The sequence below is a fragment of the Streptomyces sp. DSM 120436 genome (genome assembly GCF_055778765.1).
The window spans coordinates 3,220,437-3,245,141 of the sequence record NZ_JBSKBS010000001.1; the positions used below are offsets into that span (position 1 = coordinate 3,220,437).

The 24,705-nt window shown below is 70.6% G+C and carries 18 protein-coding genes; 10 read left to right on the forward strand and 8 right to left on the reverse strand.

The genetic code is table 11. The annotated features are described in order from the left end of the window. Nucleotides 1-90 precede the first annotated feature (90 nt). A complete protein-coding gene (locus ACWH4W_RS14600; RefSeq protein WP_290004159.1) occupies nucleotides 91-489 on the forward strand; it encodes a winged helix-turn-helix transcriptional regulator in 399 nt (132 codons plus the stop codon). Between the two features lie 82 nt (nucleotides 490-571). On the opposite strand, the gene ACWH4W_RS14605 is transcribed toward ACWH4W_RS14600, so the two are convergent. From ACWH4W_RS14605 to ACWH4W_RS14620, 4 genes are all read right to left on the reverse strand, one after another. After that, entirely contained in the window at nucleotides 572-1,585 is a 1,014-nt protein-coding gene (locus tag ACWH4W_RS14605) for an EcsC family protein (protein WP_290004158.1), read from the reverse strand. A gap of 149 nt (nucleotides 1,586-1,734) precedes the next feature. Then, a complete protein-coding gene (locus ACWH4W_RS14610; RefSeq protein ID WP_473076155.1) occupies nucleotides 1,735-2,382 on the reverse strand; it encodes a hypothetical protein in 648 nt (215 codons plus the stop codon). 78 nt (nucleotides 2,383-2,460) lie between these two features. Next, nucleotides 2,461-3,096, reverse strand: coding sequence for a ribonuclease H family protein (locus ACWH4W_RS14615; RefSeq protein WP_473076156.1), 636 nt, complete (start codon nucleotides 3,094-3,096; stop codon nucleotides 2,461-2,463). A gap of 137 nt (nucleotides 3,097-3,233) precedes the next feature. Continuing rightward, on the reverse strand, nucleotides 3,234-3,860 hold the full coding sequence (locus ACWH4W_RS14620; protein WP_473076157.1) for a hypothetical protein: 627 nt from the start codon (nucleotides 3,858-3,860) through the stop codon (nucleotides 3,234-3,236). Between the two features lie 223 nt (nucleotides 3,861-4,083). Between ACWH4W_RS14620 and ACWH4W_RS14625 the strand changes: the two genes are divergently transcribed. From ACWH4W_RS14625 to ACWH4W_RS14645, 5 genes are all read left to right on the forward strand, one after another. Continuing rightward, a complete protein-coding gene (locus ACWH4W_RS14625; RefSeq protein ID WP_473076158.1) occupies nucleotides 4,084-6,225 on the forward strand; it encodes a DNA methyltransferase family protein in 2,142 nt (713 codons plus the stop codon). A 17-nt stretch (nucleotides 6,226-6,242) separates the two neighbouring features. Continuing rightward, a complete protein-coding gene (locus ACWH4W_RS14630) occupies nucleotides 6,243-7,865 on the forward strand; it encodes a class I SAM-dependent DNA methyltransferase (protein WP_473076159.1) in 1,623 nt (540 codons plus the stop codon). Next, complete coding sequence (locus ACWH4W_RS14635; protein ID WP_473076160.1) at nucleotides 7,858-9,069, forward strand: restriction endonuclease subunit S; 1,212 nt, start codon at nucleotides 7,858-7,860, stop codon at nucleotides 9,067-9,069. The genes ACWH4W_RS14630 and ACWH4W_RS14635 overlap by 8 nt, the downstream gene beginning before the upstream one ends. After that, complete coding sequence (locus ACWH4W_RS14640; protein WP_473076161.1) at nucleotides 9,066-12,341, forward strand: type I restriction endonuclease subunit R; 3,276 nt, start codon at nucleotides 9,066-9,068, stop codon at nucleotides 12,339-12,341. The genes ACWH4W_RS14635 and ACWH4W_RS14640 overlap by 4 nt, the downstream gene beginning before the upstream one ends. A gap of 90 nt (nucleotides 12,342-12,431) precedes the next feature. Beyond that, nucleotides 12,432-13,250, forward strand: a complete 819-nt coding sequence (locus ACWH4W_RS14645) for a hypothetical protein (protein WP_366252312.1) — start codon at nucleotides 12,432-12,434, stop codon at nucleotides 13,248-13,250. 62 nt (nucleotides 13,251-13,312) lie between these two features. Here the strand turns inward: ACWH4W_RS14645 and ACWH4W_RS14650 are convergent, their stop codons facing one another. Further along, nucleotides 13,313-13,528, reverse strand: a complete 216-nt coding sequence (locus tag ACWH4W_RS14650) for a DUF397 domain-containing protein (RefSeq protein WP_473076162.1) — start codon at nucleotides 13,526-13,528, stop codon at nucleotides 13,313-13,315. After that, complete coding sequence (locus ACWH4W_RS14655) at nucleotides 13,525-14,472, reverse strand: helix-turn-helix domain-containing protein (RefSeq protein WP_473076163.1); 948 nt, start codon at nucleotides 14,470-14,472, stop codon at nucleotides 13,525-13,527. The genes ACWH4W_RS14650 and ACWH4W_RS14655 overlap by 4 nt, the downstream gene beginning before the upstream one ends. Before the next feature lie 343 nt (nucleotides 14,473-14,815). Between ACWH4W_RS14655 and ACWH4W_RS14660 the strand changes: the two genes are divergently transcribed. From ACWH4W_RS14660 to ACWH4W_RS14675, 4 genes are all read left to right on the forward strand, one after another. Beyond that, nucleotides 14,816-15,025 carry a hypothetical protein gene (locus ACWH4W_RS14660; RefSeq protein ID WP_473076164.1) on the forward strand — a complete coding sequence of 70 codons (210 nt, stop codon included), beginning with the start codon at nucleotides 14,816-14,818 and terminating at the stop codon, nucleotides 15,023-15,025. A gap of 217 nt (nucleotides 15,026-15,242) precedes the next feature. Then, nucleotides 15,243-17,684 (forward strand): AAA family ATPase, encoded by a 2,442-nt coding sequence (locus tag ACWH4W_RS14665; protein WP_473076165.1) that lies wholly within the window; start codon nucleotides 15,243-15,245, stop codon nucleotides 17,682-17,684. Beyond that, entirely contained in the window at nucleotides 17,684-18,133 is a 450-nt protein-coding gene (locus tag ACWH4W_RS14670) for a hypothetical protein (protein WP_473076166.1), read from the forward strand. The genes ACWH4W_RS14665 and ACWH4W_RS14670 overlap by 1 nt, the downstream gene beginning before the upstream one ends. A 131-nt stretch (nucleotides 18,134-18,264) precedes the next feature. After that, a complete protein-coding gene (locus tag ACWH4W_RS14675; protein ID WP_473076167.1) occupies nucleotides 18,265-21,684 on the forward strand; it encodes a HelD family protein in 3,420 nt (1,139 codons plus the stop codon). Nucleotides 21,685-21,729: 45 nt separating this feature from the next. Here ACWH4W_RS14675 and ACWH4W_RS14680 read toward each other — a convergent pair whose 3' ends face one another. Together ACWH4W_RS14680 and ACWH4W_RS14685 are read right to left on the reverse strand one after the other, a co-directional pair. Then, a complete protein-coding gene (locus ACWH4W_RS14680; protein ID WP_473076168.1) occupies nucleotides 21,730-23,859 on the reverse strand; it encodes an SDR family NAD(P)-dependent oxidoreductase in 2,130 nt (709 codons plus the stop codon). Between the two features lie 56 nt (nucleotides 23,860-23,915). After that, nucleotides 23,916-24,668: a TetR/AcrR family transcriptional regulator gene (locus ACWH4W_RS14685; RefSeq protein ID WP_473076169.1), complete on the reverse strand. Its 753-nt coding sequence runs from the start codon at nucleotides 24,666-24,668 to the stop codon at nucleotides 23,916-23,918. Between the last annotated feature and the right edge of the window lie 37 nt (nucleotides 24,669-24,705).

A 24,705-nucleotide genomic window follows, 5' to 3' on the forward strand; every position in this document is an offset into this window, starting at 1 on the left:
CGCTTCGGGAACCGCCCCTTCATCGTGGTTCACCCGCCCGACCTGGGGCAATAAGGCACATTCCGGTAACCCGGTTCCTTGGAGGTAACCATGACCGCAGCCGACGGCCCGTCGTCGATGCCGCACCGGCAGGACCCGTGCCGCACCAGCGACGTCCTCGGCATCGTCGGCGACAAGTGGTCCCTGCTCGTCGTCCGCAACCTCAGCCAGGGGCCACGCCGCTTCACCGAACTCAAGCGCGCCACCACCGGCATCAGCCAGCGCATGCTCACCGTCACCCTGCGCAGCCTGGAACGCGACGGCATCCTGACCCGCACCGTCCACAACGTCATGCCACCGCACGTCAGTTACGCGCTCACGCCTATGGGCATGACCCTGCGCGAGGCCACCGCGCCGTTGCTGGAGTGGTCCCTCAGCAACCTGGACGGCATTCACGCCGCCCGGGAGGCGTACGACTCACGGGCGGAGACGGCCCCGGGCGGGCCCTGACCCACAGGTCGGTGCATGTAGCGGTGTGTGGAGCCTCCGTCCGGCGGACGGAGATCGCCGCCGTGATCGCCCGTAGGTCGGGTCAGTCGGCCTCGGTCATGGTGCTGTCGTCTCCATGGGGCGCCATCGCGGGAGGCAGCGGGAGGCCGTACTTGTCGCACAGGAACCGGGTCTGACAGTAACGCTGAGCCTCGGTGGCCACCCTGCCAAGGACCGCGGAATTCATGCCGGCGCCAATGAGGACACCGACGACCGGCACTACCTTGGCGACATTCTTGACAGGCACCCTCGAGCCGGCCGGGCCCAGCTGTTTCATCAACTTCTCGAGGGCTGCCAGGAGACGGTGGTCGTTGCGGAGCTTCTTCGACCACCTCACACGTCCCTTGACCGCGCTCGCCGCCCGTGCGGTGTCACGCATCGGCTTGGCTTTGGCCGCCTGCGCCATGAAGGACTGCTGTACCAGGTGCTGGATGAACTCCTGCTCCTTGGGGTCCTTGGCGTCATAGCCGTAGGAGTACGCGATGCGCGCCGCTATCGACGTGCTCAGGACCTGGACGACCAGGATGTCCGCCGTCAGCGCGGTGAGGGTACCGGCGACGGGGACCATGGCCAGCAGGCCCATGGCGCCGCCTTCGACCGCTCCGGTGGTCCGCCACTTGAGGGTGTTGCGGGTCAGCAGCCGGTCGCAGACTTTGAGGTCCTGCTGCCGCAGTTCGGTGAAACTGTCGATGTCGAGACCCTGCTTGCGGGCCAGCTCCTCGACGCTCTTCGGGTCGTTGAGATCCATGGCCTTGTCGTTGACCAGCTCGAGCAACGCCGCCGCGCTTGCGAGCGCCGGCCGCAGGGCCGTGTCGGCGACCGCGTCGCCTGCGCGTCGGACCGGTTCCGCGACCGCGTCCGGCACGGCGTCCTTGACCCGTCTCGCGGCGTTCCCCGCGACCTCACCGGTGCGACTGAGCGCGGTGCTCGCCCAGTTCGGCAGTCCACGGCGTTCGTCGCGACGCTGCCAGTGCTCGTTGAGCGCGTCCCACACCTGCCTCTCGTACCCGCTCATCGGGGGTGCACCGTCGACGAGGGGATCGGTGTAAGTGCTCACTGAGATTCTCCGTTCCGGCTGTGATCGCAGGCCCACGGTGGCCTGTGGGCCGACACACGGGCGAAGTACATCGTGCAGTGGTAAGTTCTGAAAAGGCCGAGATGCATGGGAAAGATGCGGAACAGTCTTCCTGAGCCAGGGACGGCGGTTCAGTCGCCGAGGGAGAACGCGAGGCCGCCCGCGCGCAGCTCGTCCTCGGTCTGGGTAAGACCGCCCCGATGGGAAACCTCGACCGTGTAGAACTTCGAGCCCGGCGTGATGTCGGCGACCGTGAACGGGAACTCGCAGCCCAGCTCCTTCTTCTCGCCCAGCCCGAGGCTGCCCACGGCGACGAGGGTTCCGGCGGCATCGGTGACGTTGACCTGGGTGCCGAAGTCGATGTCGGAGTAGCCGCCCGTCCCGGAACACAGTTCCCCGGGATCCAGACCCGCGCCGATCCCGGCGACGGTGAGCGTCCCGTCGGTGCTGAACGGCCCCTCCGCGTCCTCGGCCCGATCGGCGCTCACCGAGGGCGAGGCGGATGCACCGGCTGGGGTCGCGTCGGTCTCGTCGCCACCGGCCAGCGTCACTCCTGCCCAGCACGCCCCCGCCAGGCCGGCGCCGATTCCGGCCCCGATCATGAGGACGGCGCCGCGCGACAGCTCCGACCAGCGGGAGGCGGGCGCCGCCGGCGGGTGGCCGGGCGGAGCGGGGAGCGGTCCGGCAGACGTGTGGACCGGTTCCTCGGCCGTTCCCGGGCCCGTGTCGAAGGCCGTCGCCGGGGGAGGAGTGTGCGGCTGCTGCTCGGAGGAGGACATGGCGGAACATCCCTTCGGAACGAGGGTGCGGAGGAACGGAGGGGTAGCGGGAGCGGGAGGAGGGCGTGAATACGGGGCTCAGTCCCGGCCGCGCCGGTACTCGGCCAGCGCCCCACTCGCCCAGAGGGGCACCAGCCGGGGTATCTCGGCCGCCGGCACCATGCCGCGTACGGAGCGCAGGCCGAGCTTGGCCAGGGAGTCGGCTGCCTCGTTGAGCGGGTTGCCGACGTGCGCCTTCTCGTGGACAAAGGTCAGCCCGGGCGTGTACTCGGCGTACATCTGCAGCTTGACGAGGCTGGGCCGGCGGCCCTGCGAGCGCAGCCCAGTCTCGTAGCCGTCCGGCATCCGGAAGCCGCCGCGCCGCCACTCGAGCAGGAGTTCCAAGGCGTCGAGGTTGTCGACGCGTACCTCGACGGGGTGCCCGGGGTGCGCCGCGAAGATCCGCCTGAGCCCCCAATAGACGGCGCGGAGTTCAGTGACGACGACACGGACGCGGGGCGCGGTGAGGTGATGCGGGTAGGTGTGGGCGCGCAGTCCGGTCTCGCCGGTGGTGGCGAGGTAGCCGGTACCGACCTTGTCGCCCGCGACCGAGGCGTCCGTCGCGAGGACGACCGGTGTCCGGGAGACGGCCTTGACCGCGCCGTCGAAGTGCACTTGCGGTCGGCCCTCGAGGGCGAGGCGGGGTGCGTGGGCGAGCGGGGAACGGCGGCCCATCGACGGACCCTCCTGTTCACGTCGGGTGGGTGGCTCATGAGGTGGAGGAGAGGGGCGGGCGGCCCGTTCTCGACGGGGCCGCCCGCCCCATGTCCGCCGCGTCCCCCCACGAGCGCGGCGGCGTCTGCGGCGGCCGGTCAGCCGGCCTTGGTCCACTCTTGGCAGCCGTTGGTCTCGAAGTACTCGCCCTTGTTGACCGTCACCCGGCCCTGCCCCTGGAGGTTGTCGTTGGCGATGATCGCGCCGAACTCCCCGGAGGCGTCCTTGGTGCGCGCCCAGTAGCAGTTCTCGATGATGCCGCCCTTGTCGGGCCCGGCGGTCTTGTAGGTGCCGGCCTGCATGTCCTCGCCGACGAGGTACTGGCCGTCGCCCTCGACCGTGGTGGCCGCTCCGGGCTTCTTGGCGGGCTTCGGAGTGACCGTGACCTCCTCGGTGACCGTGGCGGCCGGCTCCGGTGCACCGGCCTCGGCGGGCGCGGTCTCGGTGACGGTGACCGCGGGGGCCGGGGCGGCGGAGTCGTCCTCGCCGCCGGACTCCCCGTCGCCGCCGATGCCCGCGCCGATCACGAGGGCGACGAGCGCGGTCGCGCCGTGGGTGAGCCAGGCCTTGCGGCGCGATGCCTTCGGCCTCGCCGGCACGCCCGCCGGAGGCTGCCCGGGGCCCGTCGACGGGGCCGGCACCGGCGGTACGGCGCCCCAGCTCGGCGCGTTCCCGGACCCGGAGGGCTGCGGGGTGCTGGGCGGTGTCGAGGGCGGGTGGTTCATTGCGGTGGTCCTCCGGTTCGGCGTCGTGGCGCTTGCTGGTCACAAGGTGCCCGCCGGTCCGAAGGATCGGTGCAGAGATCACTGATAACCCGTATTATCAGCCGAGTTTCCCCTGAGGATCAGGCCTCGCTGTAGATTGCTGACGTCCACCCCGCTGAAGAGGGGAGGACCACGAGGCGAGGAAGCCGGCCTCAGTGACCCGGGGGAGAGGGGGAGACCGTCCATGACGACGCACACGACCGCACGGACCTCCGCCGCCATCCTGCCCGAAACCCCGGCCTGGCGGATCACCTATGCCGAGATCGCCGCCCTCGCCCAGGTCAAGCGCCCGGTCCCGACCACATGGGCCCGCCGCCACCCCGACTTCCCCGCACCCGTCGCCCATGAGGACGGACGTCCCCTGTTCGACGCCCGCGCGGTCGTCGACTGGCTGGCCTCCACCGGCCGCGGCAACACCGACGCCCGCCGGCTCCGCGCCGAGCTCGCCCTGCACACCCTGGCCGCCTGGCGCACCCCGCTCCTGCCCGCGTCCGTCCTGCTCGGCGCGCTGACCTCCCTGGTCTGCCTGCACCAACAGCTCGACGCTCCCGTCGCCGACGGCCGCCCCTGGCACACGCTCCTGGAACGGGCCGCCGACCTCGACCCCGAGGACCTCTTCCTCCTCTCCGAACTGCGCTCCCTGCCCGACCCCGACCGCACCGGCCCGGCCCTCGCCCACCTCGCCGACGAACTGATCGACGCCGCGTACAACCCCGCCGAGGCCTTCGACTGGATCCTCCAGGCCCGCCACCGCCTCGGCTCCCCCGACCCGGCCGCCGACGGGCCCGCCCCGGCCGTGGTCCGCGCCCTCGCCGCGCTCTCCGGGATCGACACCCTCGACGAGGGAGCGGTGATCGCCGTCCCGCACGCCTGCTGCGGCGACCTTCCGGCGGCCCTCCACGACCGAGCCGCCGAGGACGCCGGTCACGTCTACCTCGCCGCCGACCCCGACCCGGCCCGCGTGCGCCTGGTCCGCCGGCGGATGCTGGTGCGCGGGGTGTACGAGTTCCGGCTCGACGTCGTCGAGGGCGAGGAACTGACCGCCGACGAGTGGGGCTACCCGCACCTCCTCGTCTGCGCCCTGCCCTACGAGGCCGCCGAGACCCGCGACGCCAAGGCGGTCCTCGAGCAGGTCGCCGCCCTCACCGACTACCTCGACACCGGAGCCACCGCCGTCGTCCTCGGCCCCGCCGACGCCCTCACCGGCCCCCTCGCCCGGCACGGCGACGCCGACCGCCTGCGCCGCTCGTTCCTGGAACCCGGTTTACTCAAGGCGGCGATCAGCCTCCCCGACGGCGCCTACGCCTACCGTCCCGGCTACCGCACGGCGGTCTGGGTCCTCGCCCGCGTCCCCGAGGAGCAGCGCACCGGCCGCGTCCTCCTCGCCGACTACTCCGCCCGGCCGCTCACCGAGCCCGTCCTCGACGCGCTCGCCGAGGACATCGCGATCTGGCGTGCCTCCGGCTGGACCCCCGACCCCCGCCACGAACCGCGCCACGCCGCCATCGTCCACGGCACCGACCTGGACGGCAGCCCCGGCGCCCCGTTCACCCCGCAGCACCGCACGCCCGCGTCCCGGCACCTGCGGACGGTGGTGGAACGCCCGGCACTCATCGCGGACCTGGAGCGTCGCCTGGGCGAGCTCCACGAACGGTCGCGCGCCGGCGAACTCCGGCTGCGCGCCCGGGCGGAACTGCGCCCGGAGAACCAGCCGGTACGCCGTACGTCCGTCGGCCGCCTCCTGCGCGCCCGCCGCCTGCGCCGCCGCCCCGGCCACCGCTTCGCCCCCGAACACCTCACCTCCGAGGGCCACTACACGGTCCTCACCCCCGAGGAGATCCTCGGCACCGCCCGCATCGGCGGCCGTCGCATCGACCGGGGCATCCTGCTCACGGCCTACGAGCACGCCCAGTTCACCGAACCCGGGGACCTCGTCGTCACCGCCCACCCGCACTTCGGCGTGTACGTCGACACGGAGGGGCTCTCGCTGGTCGCGGCTCCGGCCCGCATCCTGCGGGTGCACCCCGACGCGGACCCGCCGGTACGACCCCGGGTGCTGGCCGCGCTGCTGCGGGCGGCGGCGGGGGAGCACGCCCGCACCAGCGGAGCCGTGCGCGCCTCCCGCCGCATCGAGGACCTGGTGATCCCCGACCTGAGCGGCGCCGAGGCCGACCTGTACGAGGCCGTCCTCGCCGAGATCGAGAGCCGGGCGGCGTTACTGCGCGAGCAGACGGCCGCGCTCGACGACCTGACCCGCGTGATGGCGGCCGGCATGGCCGACGGCACGCTCACCATCCAGCCACTTCCGCACACCGACGTCCACTGAAGGAGACGGCCCACCCGATGGCTGCAAGTAAAGGCAAGCCCGCCGACCAGGCGGAGCTGTTCAGCGCCTCCACCGCCAAGGAGATCCAGGACATCCTCTGGAAGGCGGCCGACAAGCTCCGCGGGTCCATCGACGCCGCCCAGTACAAGGAGTTCGTCCTCGGCCTGATCTTCCTGAAGTACGTCTCGGACGCCTTCGAGGAGCGCCGCACCGAGCTGGCCAAGGAACTCGCCGAGGACGGCATCTCCGAGGACCAGATCGGCGACTTCCTGGAGGACCGCGACGAGTACACCGGCGCCCACGTCTTCTGGGTCCCGGAGACCGCCCGCTGGTCCTGGATCGCCGCGAACGCCAAGGCGCAGGGGGTGGGCAAGCTCCTGGACGAGGCGATGGACGCGATCATGCGGGAGAACGCCTCCCTGACGGGTGTCCTCCCCAAGATCTTCAACCAGGACCGCGTCGACCAGAAGCGGCTTGCCGAACTCGTCGACCTGATCAGCGACGCGCGGTTCGGCGGCAGCGAGGACCGGCCGGCGCAGGACCTGCTGGGCGAGGTGTACGAGTACTTCCTGGGCAACTTCGCGCGCGCGGAAGGCAAGAGGGGCGGCGAGTTCTACACGCCGAGCTCTGTCGTCCGGCTGATCGTCGAGATCCTGGAGCCGTACGAGGGGCGGGTGTACGACCCGGCGTGCGGCTCGGGCGGCATGTTCGTGCAGGCGAGCAAGTTCATCGAGGCGCACCGGGGGAAGGGCCACAAGGCCGACATCGCGGTGTACGGCCAGGAGCTGAACGAGCGCACCTGGCGCCTGGCCAAGATGAACCTGGCCATCCACGGCATCGACGGCAACCTCGCCGCCCGCTGGGGCGACACCTTCGCCGACGACAAGCACCCGGACCTCAAGGCCGACTTCGTGATGGCCAACCCGCCCTTCAACATCAAGGACTGGGCGAGGGACGAGAGCGACCCGCGCTGGAAGTACGGGGTCCCGCCGAAGAACAACGCCAACTACGCCTGGCTCCAGCACATGATCTCCAAGCTGGGGGAGAGGGGGACGGCGGGCGTCGTTCTGGCGAACGGCTCGATGAGCTCGCAGTCCAGTGGCGAGGGGGAGATCCGGCAGGCGCTGGTGGAGGCCGACCTGGTGGCGTGCATGGTGGCGTTGCCTCCGCAGCTTTTCCGTACGACGGGTATCCCGGCGTGTCTGTGGTTCCTGTCCAAGGACAAGTCGCCGCAGGGCGCACGGCGGTTGGACGACCGGCGGGGCGAAATCCTCTTCATTGACGCCCGGGGAATGGGCGAGATGGTCGACCGCACGGAGCGCATCCTGCCGGAGGCCGACCTCAGGAAGATCGCGGACACCTACCACGCCTGGCGCGGCACGGCGTCGGCGCGCGAGGCAGGGCTGACGTACGAGGACGTATCGGGCTTCTGCTGTTCGGCCGACCTGGAGACAGTGCGGGAACACGTGTACGTGCTGACGCCGGGGCGGTATGTGGGGGCCGTCGCGGCTGAGGAAGAGGACACGGAGGCGATCACCGAGCGGATCAGCAAGCTGACGGAAGAGTTGTACGGGTTGTTCGACAAGTCGGCGGAACTGGAGAAGACGGTGCGCGTGCAGTTGGGGAGGGTCGATGTCTGAGCAATTCACCATTGCGCAACTTGTAGCAAGGGGTGCCCTCAGCTTTGGCGATGGTTACCGCACGAAGAAGTCCGAGCACGGGCGGCCTGGTATTCCCATCTTGCGTGTTGCTGAGGTCGATCATGGTGTCATTCGGCCAGAGTTCACCGACTTCGTCAGTAGCTCGTTTCGTGGTGCGATGGGAAACAAGGTGTCCCGCGCTGGTGATGTCGTTCTCACGACCAAGGGGACAGTGGGGCGAGTCGCTATCATCCCGGATGATGCGCCAGAGTTCGTCTACAGTCCACAGGTCTGTTTTTTTCGCGTCACTGATGGCGGACCTTTGGTGCGTAAGTTCCTTTACTACTGGTTCAAAAGTTCAGAATTCTGGGCCCAGGCGGGGTACAGGAAGAGTCAGACCGACATGGCTGACTACCTAAACATGGCGGACATAAGGTCGCTCGTGATGACTCTGCCGGAGAGGGGGGAGCAGGAGGCGATCACCGAGCTGCTCGGGGCGCTGGACGGCAAGATCGCCGTCAACGAGCGCATCGCGGCAACTGCTGTTGAACTGGCTGACGCGTACTTTCTCGCAACAGCGCGTAGCTTCGACCTTAGCGATGAGACCTTCGGATCCGTTGCTGCGGTTGCTGGCGGAGGAACTCCAAGCACTAAGAAGGAGGGGTACTGGGGTGGGGACATCTGTTGGGCTACGCCCTCTGATGTGACGGCCCTTTCCTCCCTGTATCTTTTCGAAACGAGTCGGAAAATCACTGAGCTCGGTCTCGAAAATTGTGCCTCCCAGCTATACCCTGCCCAATCTATCTTCATGACCTCTCGTGCCACCATCGGTGCCTTCGCGCTGCCTCAAGTTCCTACTGCTGTGAATCAGGGATTCATTGTAGTGCTGCCCCGCAAAGAGGAAATGCGCTGGTGGCTCTTGCATGAAATGCGCTCCCGTGTGGACGAGATGATCAGCTTGGCCAACGGCTCCACGTTCCTGGAGCTCAGCCGCAAGAATTTCAAGGCCATGCGGATCCGGTTGCCCGAAGCATCGGAAGTGGCGAAGTTTGCTCAAGTAGTCGCTCCTCTCCATGCCGATGCTGCGCAGGTAACCAAAGAAAACAAAGCTCTCGCCACCCTCCGTGACACCCTTCTCCCCCAACTCATGTCCGGCCGCCTCCGCCTCAAGGACGCCGAGAAGATCGTCGAGGACGCCACATGACGACACCCCACGACGGAAACGAACCCGACGACAGAACCCACCGCCGCCCCACCGAAGCCGACTGGGAGCTGCTCGCCCTCGACGAGCTGGCCGAGTTGGCCTGGCAGCCGGCCCCCGGTAACGCGTTCGCGCCGGGTTCCGACCACCGCAAGTCCTGGGACGACCTGATCCTCTACCCGGACCTCGAGGAGGCGATCGCGCGCCTGAACCCGGACCTCCCCCCGGACGCCGTCCGCGAGGCCGTGGCGACCGCCGCCACCCCCGGCTCCCAGGACACCTACGAGGAGAACCGGGCCGCCCACCGCCACCTCACCACCGGCATACGCTCCGTCACCTACACCGACTCCCACGGCGCCGAGCACAACCCCACCATCCGCCTCCTCGACCTGGACGACCCGGACGCGAACACCTACCGCGCCCTCAACCAGGTCACCGTGATCGACGGCGACAGGAACCGCCGCTTCGACGTCATCCTGTACGTCAACGGCCTGCCCCTCGCCGCCATCGAGCTGAAGCGGGCCGGCGACGAGGACGCGACGCTCCAGACCGCCCACGCCCAAGTAGCCCGGTACGTGCAGGAGTTCCCGACGGCCTTCCGCTACAACGCGGTCGTCCTGCTCTCCGACGGCATCACGGCGAAGTACGGCACCCCGTTCACCCCGTACGAGCACTTCGCCCCGTGGAACACGGACGAGTTCGGCGCCCGCGTGGACCCGCTGACCGCCGACGGCTTCTCCGAGTCGGGGCAGAACCTGGCGCTGCACGGCCTGTTCACCCAGTCCCGCTTCCTCGAACTGATCCAGTCCTTCATCAACTTCGTCCCGTCGAAGCGGATGAAGCGGATCGCCAAGCCGCACCAGTACCACGCGGTCACCCGCGCCGCCGAAGCCGTCCGCACGGCCTCGGCGAGCGACGGCAAGGCCGGCGTCGTCTGGCACACCCAGGGTTCCGGCAAGTCGGAGGAGATGGTCCTCACCACGACCATGGTGATGCGGGACCCGGCCCTGCTGAACCCCACCGTCGTGGTCGTCACCGACCGCACGGACCTCGACGATCAGCTCTACTCGACGTTCCAGGAGAGCGAGATCCTCCCGGAGACGCCGCAGCAGGTCGTCACCCGTGCCGAACTGCGAGAGGAGCTCGCGGCGAAGAGGACGGGAGGGATCCTCTTCACCACGCTCCAGAAGTTCGGCAAGACGAAGGAGGAGCGGGAGTCGGGCACCGACCACCCGATGCTCTCCGACCGCCGGAACATCGTCGTCATCGTCGACGAGGCCCACCGCAGCCACTACGACGACCTCAACGGCCTCGCCCGCCACCTGCGCGACGCGCTCCCGCACGCCACGCTGCTCGCCTTCACCGGCACCCCGATCTCGGAGGCCGACCGCAACACCCGCGAGGTGTTCGGCGACTACATCGACGTCTACGACCTCAAGCGGGCCGCCGACGACGGTGCGACCGTGAAGGTCTACCACGAGAGCCGCGTGATCCAGCTCGTCCTGGACCACGACGTCGATCCGACCACCATCGACGAGGAGGCCGACCGGATCACCGAGGGCCTCGACGACACCGAGCGCCGCCGCGTCGAACAGGCCGTGGCGACGATGAACGCCATGTACGGCGCGCCGGCCCGCATACGGGACCTCGCGGCCGACCTGGTGGAGCACTGGGAGGCGCGCCGGGAGCGGATGAAGCCGTTCGTCGGCGCCTCCGAGTCGGGCGGGGCGCCCGGCAAGGCGATGGTGGTGTGCGCGACCCGTGAGATCTGCGTCCGCGTCTACGACGCACTGCGCGAGCTGCGCCCCGAGTGGCACAGCGACGAGTTCGAGAAGGGCACGATGAAGATCGTCTTCTCCTCGAACTCCCGCAAGGACTCGGACGAGCTGCTCGCCCACGCGCTGACCGACAGCCGCCGCAAGGCCGTCATCAACCGGGCCAAGGACCCCGACGACGAGCTGGAACTGCTCATCGTCAACAACATGCTGCTGACCGGCTTCGACGCCCCGCCGGTCCACACCATGTACCTGGACCGGCCGCTCAAGGGCGCCAACCTGATGCAGGCCCTGGCCCGCGTCAACCGCCGCTTCCGCGGGAAGAAGGACGGTCTCCTCGTCGGCTACGCCCCGCTGACGGAGAACCTCCAGCGGGCCATCGCCGAGTACACCGAGGCCGACCAGCGCGACCGCACCCTCGGCCAGGACGTCGAGCGCGCACTGGACGAGCTGCGCAACGAGTACGACGTCCTGGCCGACATCCTGCGCGGCTTCGCCTGGGAACCGCTGCTCGACCGGCCCGGTCCCAAGGCGTTCGTCGACGCGGCCTTGCGGAGCGCCGAGTACTTGCTCGACCCCCGCACGCCCGGCAACAACCCGGAGCAGCTCGACGATCCCCGCCAGACGCTGAGCCGCCGCTTCCGCGAGCACGCTTATCGCCTTGAGCGTTTCTGGGCTCTGGCGGGCAGTTCGAAGCATGTCGGGAACCGGTTCACCGACCGGCCGGCGTGGAAGCGTCACATCCAGTTCTTCGTCGAAGTCCGTGCCTACATGGCGAAGCTGGACGCCATGAACCGCGAGGCACGTGGGCTCCCCGTCGCCCGTGATGTCGAGCTGTACCTCGCCCAGCTGACCTCGTCAGTGGTGGAGACGGGCGGAGTGACGGACCTCTTCGCCGAGGCCGGACTGGAGACCGCCGACCTGACCCACCTCAACGACGCGCTGGTCGCCCAGCTCCAGCAGAGCGACACCCCGCACCTGGCGGCCGAGGCACTGCGACGGCTCGTCGAACGGAAGATGCGCGAGGTCACCCGGCACAACATCGTCCGGCAGACGACCTTCTCCGAGCGGCTCCAGGACCTGATGGTGCGCTACATGCGCCAGCAGTACACCAGCGCCGAACTCATCGCCAAATTGGTCGAGATGGCCAAGGACGTCATGGCCGACGCCAAACGGGGCGAGAAGTTCGACCCGCCCCTGAACTGGCGCGAACTCGCCTTCTACGACGCCGTGGCCGACCACGGCACGGCCCGCTCGCTCATGGGCGACGAGGTCCTGGCGGGCATCGCCCGTGAACTGGTCGCCGAGGTCCGCCGCCAGCTCAAGCCCGACTGGATCGCCCGCGAGTCCGTCCGCGCTCGCCTGCGCAGCACCATCAAGCGCCTCCTGGCCCGCAACAACTACCCGCCGGACCAGCAGAAGGAGGCCATCGACCTGGTCCTCCGCCAGATGGAGCACTTCGCCAACGAGTGGTCCACCAAGGGAGAGACCGACAGCTGAGCTGTCCTCACCTACTCATCGGAACTCTGGAGACATACGGGGAGGTAGTTCCTCCCGGAAGGTCAGGTTTATTTCATGGCGGGTAAAGAGATGGAAGACCCGGGGTCGCATTTCTCCACGGTGCTGGTCGCCGCGGCGAAACTTCCGGGCGTGCGTATCAACAGAGAGACGTACCTTCGGAAGGCGCTGGCCCGCCACTGCTCCGAAGAGCAGATCAAGCAAGCGATCGAAGAGACCCCGGCGGCGGCGGGTATCCCCCTCGACATCCTGGAGAAGGCGGCCAACGACTCCATCAAATACGAGACCGCCAAGGTCAGCGCCGCTTCCGCGGCAGCCGGACTGCCCGGCCTGGTCTTCCTTCCCGCCACCGTCCCCGCCGACCTGGCGCAGTACATGGGTCACATGCTGCGCATCTCGCAGAAGCTCGCCTACCTCTACAGTTGGCCCGACCTGTTCTCCGGCGACGACATGGACGACGCGACCGAAGGAGTGCTCACGCTCTTCGTCGGCGTGATGTTCGGCGCCCACACGGCGACCACTGCGATCGGGAAGGTCGCGGAGGAGATGTCGAAGCACGTCGCCAAGAGCCTTCCCAAGAAGGCACTCACGAAGGGGATCATCTACCCCCTGGTGAAGAAGATCGCCGGTCACCTCGGCAAGGAGATGACGAAGCAGACCTTCGCAAGGACGGTCTCCAAGGCGGTCCCCGTCGTCGGCGCCGTCTTTTCCGGCGGGCTCACGTACGCGACCTTCCGCCCCATGGCGAAGAAGCTGAAGAACCACCTCGCCGGGCTGGACATGACGAAACCCACCCTGCGGGTCGAGGACGTCGAGGTCGTGCTGGAGCGCGAGCCCTCCGCCACGGACTACGTTGAACGGCCCGACGGGGACGACCCCGCCTCCAAGTAGAGAGCCCCCTGCTGACGCATCCGGGCCATCGTGAGCCCGGATGCGTCAGTTGCGGTCCAGCCTCAGACGCGCCGTTCCGACGAGGCCAACCCGATGAGGCTTGCCCAAGCCTCACGGGAGACAGTGAGTATGGGGCCGGCGTCAGCCTTCGAGTCACGGACGTGCACAACTGCCGAACCGGCCGCGACCTCTACGCACTGACCGCCCTCGGTTCCGCTGTAGCTGCTCTTGAACCAAGTGAGGCCGGAGTCGATGGTCGAGGACTCAGCGTTGTTCATAGCGTTCCCAGCAACCCTTCGATGAACTTCGTCGACTCTCGCGGACTGAGAGCCTGTGATCGGATAATCCCATAGCGGGCAGCCGCGAGAGCCGTCTGTTCCGGGTCGGTTTCAAGAGAACTGGTCGTGTGCGTCTCTGTGTAGACGAACTTCTTGCCGTCCTTCCTCGTGACGACCGTGAACGGTCCATTCACGCCTGCGTTCTCCTCGCACTCGGTCGGCATGACCTGGATCTCGACGTTCTGCTTCTGACCGGCGAGGAGAATGAGCTCCAACTGTCCCCGCAGCACGTCCGTGCCGCCGTATCGATGACGCAGAACCGCCTCGTTCACTACGAAGCTCAGCAGTGGGGCCGACTTGCGGTCGAAGATGTCCTGCCGGGCCAGCCGAGCAGCCACCCGCTGCTCGACCGTTTCCGAGTCCAGGGGCGGACGCCGCATCGCTAGCAGCGCTCTCATGTACTCCTCGGTCTGGAGCAGCCCGTTGACGACATGGGTGTCGTACATAAGCAGCTCAAGACACTCCTTCTCCAACACCGCCATCCCCTGAAAGAACACCGGATACTGCGCCCGCTCCACCTGTTCCTTCCACAGGCACAGCAACCCGCCCGCCCCCAGCACCTCATCCGCCCGCTCGATCGTCCGGGGCGTCGGAATCCTCCGTCCCTGCTCGAACGACGCGATGGTGGACGCGGAGTACCCGATCCGCCGGCCGAACTCCTCGCGCTCCAGCCCCTCCCGCATCCGCAGCGTCTTCATGGTCTGCCCGAACGCGACCACGACACCCCGCCCGGCCTCGTCCTCCGGCCGCCGCCCGGCCCCGTCGTCGTTCTCCCACCCGTCCCCGAGACTCACGACCGCCGCACCCGCACCGCCGCCGACGCCGCTCTCACGCTCCCGGGGAACCGCCTCGGCCCCGGCCTCCGCACCCGTGCGCTCCGTCATGTCCACCACCGCCTTCTCTCGCTCAACGCCCCCACAAGGGACGCCGTCACGGCGCGCAGCTCCGACACGCGCGTACAACACGGGTACAGCCACCCCCTGTCGCTGCGTCACCATTGGTCACGCTACGCGACCGACGGGACCGTGAGGGGCGTGACGACGAAACCCGTCAATTCCACCGACACCACTCAACCCGCCAACCCCTGTGGCTCCTCGAAGGCACCCTCGCCGCCGGGCCCCACCTTCGAGATGCGTTTCACCTCCACGCCACCCCCGCCGCCCCGCCCTCCCGGAGAGCGCCGCCGGCGTCGAGGAAGTCGGGGAAAGAGGGCGCGGACTGCTGCTCGTGACGCAGCTCGCGACCCGCTGGGGCTGGCGCCCGCGCCCGGACGGTCCGGGCAGGACCGTCCGGGCGGAGTACGAGCACGTACGCGCCGTTCCGCGGGAGGGGAACTGCTACGACCACGACTCCGGTGCGCGTGAACAGGCCGCGTTGGACGACGAGTCGGCCAGGCAAACCGGTGAGACCGGTGAGACCGGAGGGAACGGCAACTGATCACCAAGGCGGGCGAAACGGTGCTGAGCCCGCCTCGAATGATCACTTCCGCACTTTCAACTGCAGTGATAACCACCGTTATCAAAAAGAGGAAGTCGAGTCGCTCCCTCCTGCACCTACGGTTCCGTCCGTCGACAGGCACCTCACTGGTTCGCCCGCCCCGGTGCTTGTCGGTGTTCGCCCTTTTCCTCTCCGCACGGATGTCACGGGAGACACCATGGACGACGCGACGAACCAGACCTCCGACAGCGCACTGCCCCTGCCCGACCTCGTCGAGGCCCGTCTGGCCGGTGACCGCAAGCTGTCCGCCCCGGCGAAGGCCCTCGTCCGCGAGGCGCTCGGCGACCTCGAGGACGCCGAAGGCGGTGCCCGCACCCCCGCCGGCCCCGTCTACCTGGGGAACATCGAGGTCACCGGCTTCCGCGGCGTCGGTGCGAAGGCACGGCTCAAGCTGAAGCCCAAGCCCGGCGTCACCCTCGTCGTCGGCCGCAACGGCTCCGGCAAGTCGAGCATCGCCGAAGCGATCGAAACCCTGTTCACCGGTACCAACGCCCACTGCAGCGGTCGGCACCCCGGTCACGCCGTCCGCTGGCGCAACCTGCACCAGGGCGAACGGACCGTCGTCGAGGCCAAGCTGACCGTCGAGGGTGACCCGTCGCCGAGCACGCTCACCCGTACCTGGACCGGTGACGCCTTCACCGACTCCGAGGCCGTGCTCAGGCGGCCGGGCCACGGCACCGTGCCGCTGCAGCAGGCCGGCTGGGAACAGGCCACCCGCACCCACCGTCCGTTCCTGTCCTACGCCGACCTGGACAACCTGATCAACGGCAAGCCGTCGGAGATGTACGACGACATCGCCGCGATCCTCGGCCTGGACGCCCTCAACGCCGCCGCGCGCCGGCTCACGGCCGCGAAGAAGGAACTCGACGCCGTCGTCAACGCGGAGAAGGACAGGAAGCCGCTCCTGCACGCGGCCCTGGAGGAGGTCGGACACGACGACCGGGCCCTCAAGGCCCTGATGGCGATGGAGGAGAAGGACGGGCCCGATTACGGCGTACTCGACGCGCTGATCGCGGGCGCGCCCACAGCCGACGAGGGCCGACTGCGGGAGGCGCGCCTGGAGGCCGCCGCCGAGACCGACAGCCCTGACCTGGACCGGGTCGGCGCCGCGGTGGACGCGCTGCGGATCGCCGTCGCCGACGTCGACGACCTGAAGGGCACCGCGGCCGCCGACGCCCACAGCAGGGCCGCACTGCTCCGGGCCGCGCTCGACCACAGCGACCGCCACGCCGACGACACGGCCTGCCCGGTCTGCGGCACGGAACAGGCGCTGGACCGGGAGTGGGCCGCGCGGGCCGAGGCGCAGATCGCCGCCCTCCAGCGCGAGGCCGAGGCCGTACGCGAGGCCGGAGCCCGTCTGCGGACCGCGACGCGCGCCCTGCACGACCTGGTCGTCCCGCCGCGGGAGATCCCGGCCGCGCTCGCCGAGCCGTGGAAGGCCTGGAGCGACTGCCGACGGATCACCGACCCCGTCGAACTCGCCGAGCGCGCGCTCAAGGCGGCGGTGACGCTGACGGACGCGTGCGCGATCGTGGCCGGTGCGGCGCGTGAGGAACTGGCGGCCATGGACGAGCGCTGGCACGCCGTCGTCGGCCTGCTCGCCGAGTGGACGAACCTCTCCCGGGAGGCCGAGGCGGCAGGGCCCCGCCGGACGGAGGTCAACGCCGCCCTCAACTGGGTCAAGAAGCTCACGACCGAGATCCGCGACCTGCGCGTCGGCGCCTTCGAAGGCCACACGCAGCGGATCTGGGAAAAGCTGCGCCGGCAGAGCAGCGTCGACCTGACCCGCGTCGGCCTGCACGGCAGCGAGCGGGCCACCGTGCGCAAGCTGGTCATGGACGTCACCGTCGACGACACCGAGGCGTCCGCCCTGGGCGTCATGAGCCAGGGCGAACTGCACTCGCTCGCCCTCTCCTTGTTCCTGCCCCGTGCCGCCACGGCCGACAGCCCCTTCGGTTTCGTCGTCATCGACGACCCCGTGCAGTCGATGGACCCGGCGAAGGTCGACGGCCTGGCCCAGGTGCTCGACGAACTCGGCCGTGACCGGCAGGTCGTCGTCTTCACCCACGACACCCGCCTCCCGCACGCCTTCCGCAGCCAGGGCCTGCCGGTGACCGTGCTCAGGGTGGAGCGGGGCGAGCAGTCCAAGGTGCACGTCACCTGCGACACCGACCCGGTCAAGGAGGCCGTCGACAACGCCATGGCCCTGGCCAGGACCGAGAACTGCTCCGAGACGGCCCTGCGCCACGTCCTGCCGTCCCTGTGCCGGGAAGCCCTGGCGACGGCACTCGTCGAAGCGGCCTGGCTCCGCCGCAACCGCACCGGCCTCCCCGCCGAAGACCTCCAGGCCGCCGTCGACACGACCGAACGGCTCCTCCCGCTCGCGTCGTTCGCCCTCTTCGACGACGGCTCCGTCCATTCCGACGAGGAGGTCAAGGAGAGTCTCCGCTCCTTGTACGGCCGTGAGAGCACGGTGCTGATCCACCAGTGCCAGCAGGGCGCCCACCCCGGCGGATTCCTCCCGCAGGATCCGGTCGCCTTCGTCCGGAAGGTCGAGGACCTCGCCCACAGGATCCGCAAGCCGGAGGTGAACGCCTGATGCCCGCCGTCCCCACCGTCGCGGCACTCCTCGCGACCGCCGACGATCTGCTCACCCGAACTCCGGGCGACGACGACCCGCTGACCCCGGCGGGCCGCGACCGCGGCGCGGCCTACGCCCTCCGCATCGCCCTGGAAGCAGCCGTCGACGCGGCCCTCGCGGCCGAGGCGGCCGAACTCGGCGGACTGCGCAGCATGCGCGCGAAACTGCTCTGCCTGCACCACTACGCCGGTCCCGCCCGGGCCCGCCGCGCCCATGCCCTCTGGAGCCGGCTCAGCGCGGCCTGCAAGTACCACCACGACGAGCTCGGCCCGGCCCACGCCCAGGTACGCACCTGGCGAGCGGCCGTCGGAGCCTTCGTCACGGAACTCACCGCGCCCGGCGCGGCCGTGGAGTTCCCGCAGCAGAGGGGCGACAGCGCGCTGCCCGCGGAGGCGTCAACCCGCTGAGCGAGGCGCATACCACGAGGTCGGTGACCACCGGGCCCGACCCGCTGACACCTCGTACGACGTGATAGTCCTGTGCAGGGGACCGGGCGCGATGCGCCCGGCGCGGTCCAGGGACCGTGAGGGAGGGAACCATGAGCGTGCCCGCGCACGCGCACGTCCACGCGGACGTCATCGCCTTCGAGCAGACGAAGGTGGACTTCGCCTACGACTGCTACGAAGCCCGGCTGGCCCGGATGAGCGGAGAGTCCGTCGCCAAGGCGTCGGCCACGGGCAAGGACGGCATCGCCAACCGGCAGAAGGCCGAGGAACAGGCCGCGGCCTACGGAGGGCTGGGCGGCGAGAGCCTGGTCATCGGCCGCGTCGACATCAGTGACCCGGCCGAAGCCACCGCCACCTGGTACATCGGGCGGCGGGTCGTCTGGGACGACGACCACAACCAGGTGGTGGTCGACTGGACCAACGATCTCGCGAAGAAGTGGTTCGAAGCGTCACCGGAATCGCCCGGCGAGGTGGTGCTGCGACGACGCCTCATCTGCTCGCAGCGGGTCGTCGAGGACTACGTCGACGACATCGTCCCGGCAGCCTCCCCCACGCCCGCTCCGGCAGGCGCCGTCCCCCGGCCGCGCACCGCACCGGAGACGGCCGGGCAGCCGGACGCCCAGGCCGGCAGGACCGGACAGGACAGCCCCGGACGCCCGGCCCCCACCCCCGGTGACATCGCCCGCATCCAGCGCCGCAAGCCCCAGCAGCCCGACGAATTCCTCCTGCGTGACCTCCAGCGCTCGCGCAGCGGCCGCATGCGGGACATCGTCGAAACCATCCGGCGCGACCAGATGGCCCTGGTCACCGGGACGCCCTCCGAGATCCTGGTCGTCCAGGGCGGCCCGGGAACCGGAAAGTCCGCGGTCGGCCTGCACCGTGTGACCTGGCTGGTGAACAACGACCACTTCAAGGCGCGGGACATCCTGGTCATCGGCCCCCACCAGCGCTTCCTCGACTACGTCGGCCAGGTCCTGCCCACCCTCGGCACGCGCGACGTCAACGCCGTACAGCTGTCCCGCCTGTGGGACGGTGACATCCGGGGCACTGACAGCGCACGCACCCGGCTGGTGAAGTCCGACGAGCGGATGGCCGCCGTGCTGCGGCGGCGCGTCGAAGGCGAGTACCGTCCGACGGCCCTGGACGACCTCGTCACGGCTCCCTCCTACGAGGGGGACGAGCCCGCGTTCGTGGTCAGCGTGGGCGGCACGACCCTGAGGGTGGTCCGCTCGGAGATCCTCACCGCCCTGGAGACCGTGCAGCGGGGCGGCGGCTCCTACCGCGAGCGCCGCGACCGGTTCCGCGGCCTGCTCGTCGACGCCCTGCTCCGCGAACTCGTCGCCGTCGCCCCGCGCCGCAGCCGCGACCGCACGATCCGCCGTGACCTGGAACGAAACCGGCGGGTCGAGCGCCTCGTCGAACGCGTCTGGCCCTCCCCGGGCCCGGCGGAGGCTCTTCGCACCCTCTACGACTCGCCCCCACTCCTTCGGGCCTGCGCCGAGGGCATCCTCGACGAGGCCGAGCAGGAAGTCCTGCACCGCCCCCGCGCGGCCAAGGCCGACGAAGAACCGTGGACGCTGGACGACCGGGTCTGCCTCGAGGAACTCCGCCACCTCATCACCGGCGAGACCCCGCGTCACTACGGGCACGTCATCATCGACGAGGCCCAGGACCTGACGCCCATGCAGGCCCGTTCGCTGCGCCGCCGCCTCGCGGTCAACGGTTCCATGACCGTGCTCGGCGATCTGGCCCAGGCCACCGGCCCCCACACCTACACCGACTGGGACCGTCTCGGCACGCTCCTGTCCGATCACGGGGACTGCACGCTGGCCGAGCTGAGCACGAGCTACCGTGTGCCGGCCGAGATCATGGACTTCGCGGCCCCGCTCGCCCGCGCGATCGCACCCGGGCTGCCCTATCCCCAGGCCGTGCGCGACGCCGGGCCCGACGCCGTCCGCGTGGTCGAGACCGGGGCGGACACGCTCGTGGCCGAGACGCTGGCGCACGTCCGCCGCCTGCTCGGCACCACCGACGGCCGCAGCCTGCGCTCCGTGGCGGTCGTCGTCCCCGACGACTCCGCGTGGGCCACCGAGATCGACCGCCGGCTGGCCGAGACGGACGGCATCACCGCCGAGGAACGCCGGGCGGTCTCCGTACTCCCCGCGTCGCAGGCCAAGGGCATGGAGTTCGACCACGTCCTCGTCGTCGAGCCGTCCGCCGTCGCCGGCCGGGATCCGGTCGGGCTGCGCCTGCTCTACATCGCCGTGACCCGGAGCACCCAGAGCCTGACGATCCTGCATTCCGCTGCCCTTCCGTCGGCCCTGACGGGCGCCGACGACCACCGGCCGGCCGGGACCGGAACCCGCCCCGGCACGAGGACGGCAGGGGAGGACCTCCTGCACGTCGGGACCGACCTGCGCGTACGGGTGGTCTCACTCAGCGGTGGCCTGTACCGGGCCGAGCCCGTCGACGTCACCGTGGACCGCCCGCTCTTCCTGGCCGTACGGAACGGTGCCGTGCCGCCCGCCGTCGGGACGGAACTGGACACGTGGGTCCTTCGCCACTCGGGGAACGCCACGTTCCTCACCGCGGACGACTTCGGTCGCCGGCCCGTCTCACCCACCATGCTGGAGCGCTACCTCGACGCGGTGACAGTCGTCGGCGAACTGACGACGGGTGGGGTCCCTGACGACGTCCGCTCCCGCCTCTCGGAGCTCAAGGGCATGGCCAACCGCTGCCTCAAACTCAACCAGCCCGACTGGCTGGACGTGTGGCGTGTCCTCGGTCGCCCCGACAAGCCGGCTCTGAACCGGTTGCTGAACCTCTGCGTGAACACCGGCCACGCGCTGAAGGCGGGCACCTTCACGCCCGAGACGTTCCGGGCGGAGCTGGCGGGGAGCGGCTGGCCGGAGGCCCTCGTCACAGCCGGGGAGACCCTGCGGCAGCGGCTCGCCGTCGAGGAAGCGGAGCCCTCGCCCCGGTCCGAGCCGCAGAGCCCCACCGACACCCCCGAGTCCCCCGAACAGAACGAACGCCCCCGGGGAACCGCGCCGAAGGAGTCCGGAACCATGACCACCACCTCGACGACGGCCTCCTCGGCCACGGCTCTGTCGCAGCACTTGGAGGCGGCCGCCGCGGCCGACCGCGCCTGCAAGACGCACGAAGCCGTGCGGTTCGAACTGATGGCGGCTCTCCTGCGCGCGGACCGGCAGCCCGAGAACTCCTCGTTCGTCGACGTCAGCTGCGTCACCGACGCGGGTCTGAACCTCTACGAGGTCCTCGGCGCCGGCCGGACGACCCACGCCGACCTCCGCGCGGGCGCGGCGCGGCTCCTGGAGGTCGACCACGCCCTGCCGAGCAAGGCCGACCGTCTTTACCTGGTGCTGTCCGAGCCGCCGGCCGAGCCCTGGTCCGCCGACTCCGTCCGTGACGTCTTCACCGTCGAAGTCGTCTGGCGCACACCCGACGGCTGGGAGGGCGCCGACATCGGCAGGGCTCTGGGGGCCGGCTGAGGCGCGTTCAGGGAGCCTGGATGCCGGACCGCGCGCCGGCCGGGTTCAACCCTCCCGCCCGTGCCGCCGCCGCAGCCCCTCCGCCAGCGGGGCCTTGGCGAAGGCGCCCGCCGCCACGCGGGCCGCGACCGTGCGGCGGACGACGCGGTCGGTCAGGGCGGGGGCGTGCCGGGCCAGCGCCATCTCCGCCCGGCCGCGGAGGGTCGTCGCCACGTCGCGCGGGGCCCGGCGGGCGGTGACCGCCGAGACCACCGCGGCCACCACCCCCTCCAGCGGCTCCGGCCGTGACACCCCGTCCAGGGAGAGCCCCGCCTCCCGCGTGCTGTCGTGGATCGGGCTGCGCACCATGCTCGGGTAGACGGTCGTCACGCCCACGTGCGTGCCGACCTCCAGCCGCAGCGTGTCCGCGTAGGCGGCGAGCGCCCGCTTGGACACCCCGTACGCGGCGGCCAGCGGCAGCGGCAGGACCGCCATCCGCGAGGCGATGAACACCACCCGGCCGCGCGCCCGTTCGAGGTGGGGGAGGGCCGCCGCGGTCACGTCCCAGGCGCCCAGCAGGTTGAGGTCGAGCTGGGCGTGGACCTCCGCGGACGGCCGCAGTTCCGCCGGCGCCGGTCCGCCCCGGCCCGCGTTGTTGACCAGCACGTCCACGCCGCCGCCGAGCAGCCGTACCGCCTCCTCGACCCCCTTGGTCACCGACTCGGGGTCGGTCACGTCGCAGCCCACGACCGGCACCGGCGCCGACGCGTCGGCGTGCAGGTCCAGCCCCACCACCCGGGCGCCGAGTGCGGTGAAGCGTGCGCCCAGCGCACGGCCGAACGTCCCCGCGGCGCCGGTCACGATCACCCGCCGTCCGGCGAGCGGCGTCGCCTTCCGCACGCCCTCCAGGTCCCGCGCCACCTGGCGCAGGTACTGGTCCACGTCGATCCGCATGTGCGGCCGCTTGTCGCCCCAGCGTTCCCGCGCCGCGTGCAGCTCCGCCGTGACCGACGTCAGCATCCGGTCCCTCGGCGGCCTGCGCAGCCGCCCGGTCAGGTACGCGGCGAGCAGCCGGCTCTGCGCCTCCACCACCGGCAGCGCGGACCCCGTCGACTGCATCAGGCCCACGAAGGACAGGGCGGCGTCGTCCAGCGGGAACACGTGCCGGTACAGCGGCAGCCGGGCCGGGTCCGGCACCAGCGCCGGGTCGAGGAACGGCACGGTCGCCCGGTACCCGGTGCACCACAGCACATGGTCCACCTCGTCCTCCCGCCCGTCGGTGAAGCGCACCCGGCGCCCCTCGAAGCGTTCGATGCCCGCCCGCACGCCGATCGTCCCGGCCCGCACCAGCGCGGGGACCGTGTCGCTCAGCGTCGGGTGGTCCTGGAGCACGCCCTCGGGGGACGGCGGCAGCGCCGGGCCCTCCGTGCCCCGGGCGGCCAGCCGCAGCATCGTCTGCGAGATCCGCTGGCGCAGCCGCCACGGCAGGACGGCCGCCAGCGCGCCGTTCCACTGGTCGGCCGGGCGGCCGAACAGCGTCTTCGGCAGCACCCACACCCCGCGCCGGGCGGAGAGCAGCACCTCGTCCGCCTGCCCGGCCAGTTCCGTCGCGATGTCCATCGCGCTGTTTCCCGTGCCGACGACCAGCACCCGGCGGCCCGCGAAGGAGGACGGCTCGCGGTAGGAGTGCGCGTGCGAGGTGGTGCCCTCGAACGTGCCGGGGTACGGCGGTTCGGGCAGGCGCGGGGTGTGGTTGTGCCCGTTGGCGACCACGAGATGCGCGACCGTCTCCTCGTACGCGCCCTCGGGGCCGGTCAGTTCGAGCCGCCAGCCGTCCCCGGTGCGCCGGGCGGCGACGAGTTCGGTGCCCGTGCGGAAGTGCCGGGGGACGCCGAAGCGTTCGGCGTAGCTCTGGACGTAGGAGAGGAGTTGGGCGCGGGTCGGGTAGTCCGGCCAGTGCGCGGGCATCGGGTGGTCGCTGAACTCGGTGCGCGGCTTCGACGTGTTGAGCCGCAGCCCCTCGTACGCGGCGGTGTCCGGAGCCAGCCGCCACAACCCGCCCAGCTCCTCGGCGCGTTCGACGCCGAACACCTCGACGCCCGCCTGGAGCAACGCCTTCACGGCCGCGATGCCCGCCATGCCGCCGCCGACGACGGCCACCCGCCCCGGTCCCGCCGTGCCCCGCCCTGCGCCCATCGCGTCCGCGCCCTTCCCCGAGCCGCGCAGCCGCCCCGCGCGGCTGCCCCGTGGAGTTATTCCAACGTGCGACGGATTATTACGTCACTTCCCTCACGGGCGCCAGACCCCGACGGGGCCGCCGCCCGTCCCGGCCCGTACAGGGCGTCGAGGAAGCGGCGCACCCACAGGCGGAACTCGTAGCGCTCCCGCTCCCGTTCGGCGGGGGAGGCGGCGGCCAGCGCCGTGACGTGACCGTGCGCCGCCCACACCAGGCTGCGCACCGTGACGTGCGGCGTGGTCTCCCGCACCGTCCCCGCCTGGGCGGCCTCCAGCAGCGCCCGTTCCACCTCGCCGTACAGCGGCAGCGCGTACGCGCGGTCCAGGCCCGCGCCGCGCGTGGGGTCCAGCCACCGGCGCAGCCACAGGAACGTGGTGTGCGGATGCTCCTCCAGGAAGTCCACGAAGCCGTCCGCGAGCGCCCGCAGCGCCGCCGCCAGCGGCTCCCCGCCGGTCGCCGCGGCCTGCTGGAGGCCGGCCACCAGCGGGGCGAGCGCGGCCCGCTCGGCCGCGTGCACCCGCTCGAAACAGGCGTCGTACAGCGCGTCCTTGGCGGGGAAGTGGTGGTGCAGGCTCGACACGTCGATGCCGACCCGCGCCGCGATGTCGCGCAGCGAGGTCCCCTCGGGACCGCGCGCGGCGAACAGTTCCGTCGCCTCCCGCAGGATCCGTTCGCGGGTGGAGGGACCGTCCCGTTCCGCTCGGCGGGGCCGGCCCGGTCCGCGCCGGGCGGGCCGTCCTGCGGAGGGTGTCTCGCTGCTCTTCCTCATCCGGCACAGTCTGGCTAGGATCCGCAGACCTCGCAAT

What these genes read in the sequence shown, in the direction of transcription:
- ACWH4W_RS14675 (WP_473076167.1), top strand. Translation starts at nt 18,265, where the DNA reads ATGAGCGTGCCCGCGCACGCGCACGTCCACGCGGACGTCATCGCCTTC.
- ACWH4W_RS14635 (WP_473076160.1), top strand. Translation starts at nt 7,858, where the DNA reads ATGTCTGAGCAATTCACCATTGCGCAACTTGTAGCAAGGGGTGCCCTC.
- ACWH4W_RS14670 (WP_473076166.1), top strand. Translation starts at nt 17,684, where the DNA reads ATGCCCGCCGTCCCCACCGTCGCGGCACTCCTCGCGACCGCCGACGAT.
- ACWH4W_RS14640 (WP_473076161.1), top strand. Translation starts at nt 9,066, where the DNA reads ATGACGACACCCCACGACGGAAACGAACCCGACGACAGAACCCACCGC.
- ACWH4W_RS14680 (WP_473076168.1), bottom strand. Translation starts at nt 23,859, where the DNA reads ATGGGCGCAGGGCGGGGCACGGCGGGACCGGGGCGGGTGGCCGTCGTC.
- ACWH4W_RS14665 (WP_473076165.1), top strand. Translation starts at nt 15,243, where the DNA reads ATGGACGACGCGACGAACCAGACCTCCGACAGCGCACTGCCCCTGCCC.
- ACWH4W_RS14620 (WP_473076157.1), bottom strand. Translation starts at nt 3,860, where the DNA reads ATGAACCACCCGCCCTCGACACCGCCCAGCACCCCGCAGCCCTCCGGG.
- ACWH4W_RS14600 (WP_290004159.1), top strand. Translation starts at nt 91, where the DNA reads ATGACCGCAGCCGACGGCCCGTCGTCGATGCCGCACCGGCAGGACCCG.
- ACWH4W_RS14610 (WP_473076155.1), bottom strand. Translation starts at nt 2,382, where the DNA reads ATGTCCTCCTCCGAGCAGCAGCCGCACACTCCTCCCCCGGCGACGGCC.
- ACWH4W_RS14655 (WP_473076163.1), bottom strand. Translation starts at nt 14,472, where the DNA reads ATGACGGAGCGCACGGGTGCGGAGGCCGGGGCCGAGGCGGTTCCCCGG.
- ACWH4W_RS14650 (WP_473076162.1), bottom strand. Translation starts at nt 13,528, where the DNA reads ATGAACAACGCTGAGTCCTCGACCATCGACTCCGGCCTCACTTGGTTC.
- ACWH4W_RS14625 (WP_473076158.1), top strand. Translation starts at nt 4,084, where the DNA reads ATGACGACGCACACGACCGCACGGACCTCCGCCGCCATCCTGCCCGAA.
- ACWH4W_RS14645 (WP_366252312.1), top strand. Translation starts at nt 12,432, where the DNA reads ATGGAAGACCCGGGGTCGCATTTCTCCACGGTGCTGGTCGCCGCGGCG.
- ACWH4W_RS14630 (WP_473076159.1), top strand. Translation starts at nt 6,243, where the DNA reads ATGGCTGCAAGTAAAGGCAAGCCCGCCGACCAGGCGGAGCTGTTCAGC.
- ACWH4W_RS14685 (WP_473076169.1), bottom strand. Translation starts at nt 24,668, where the DNA reads ATGAGGAAGAGCAGCGAGACACCCTCCGCAGGACGGCCCGCCCGGCGC.
- ACWH4W_RS14615 (WP_473076156.1), bottom strand. Translation starts at nt 3,096, where the DNA reads ATGGGCCGCCGTTCCCCGCTCGCCCACGCACCCCGCCTCGCCCTCGAG.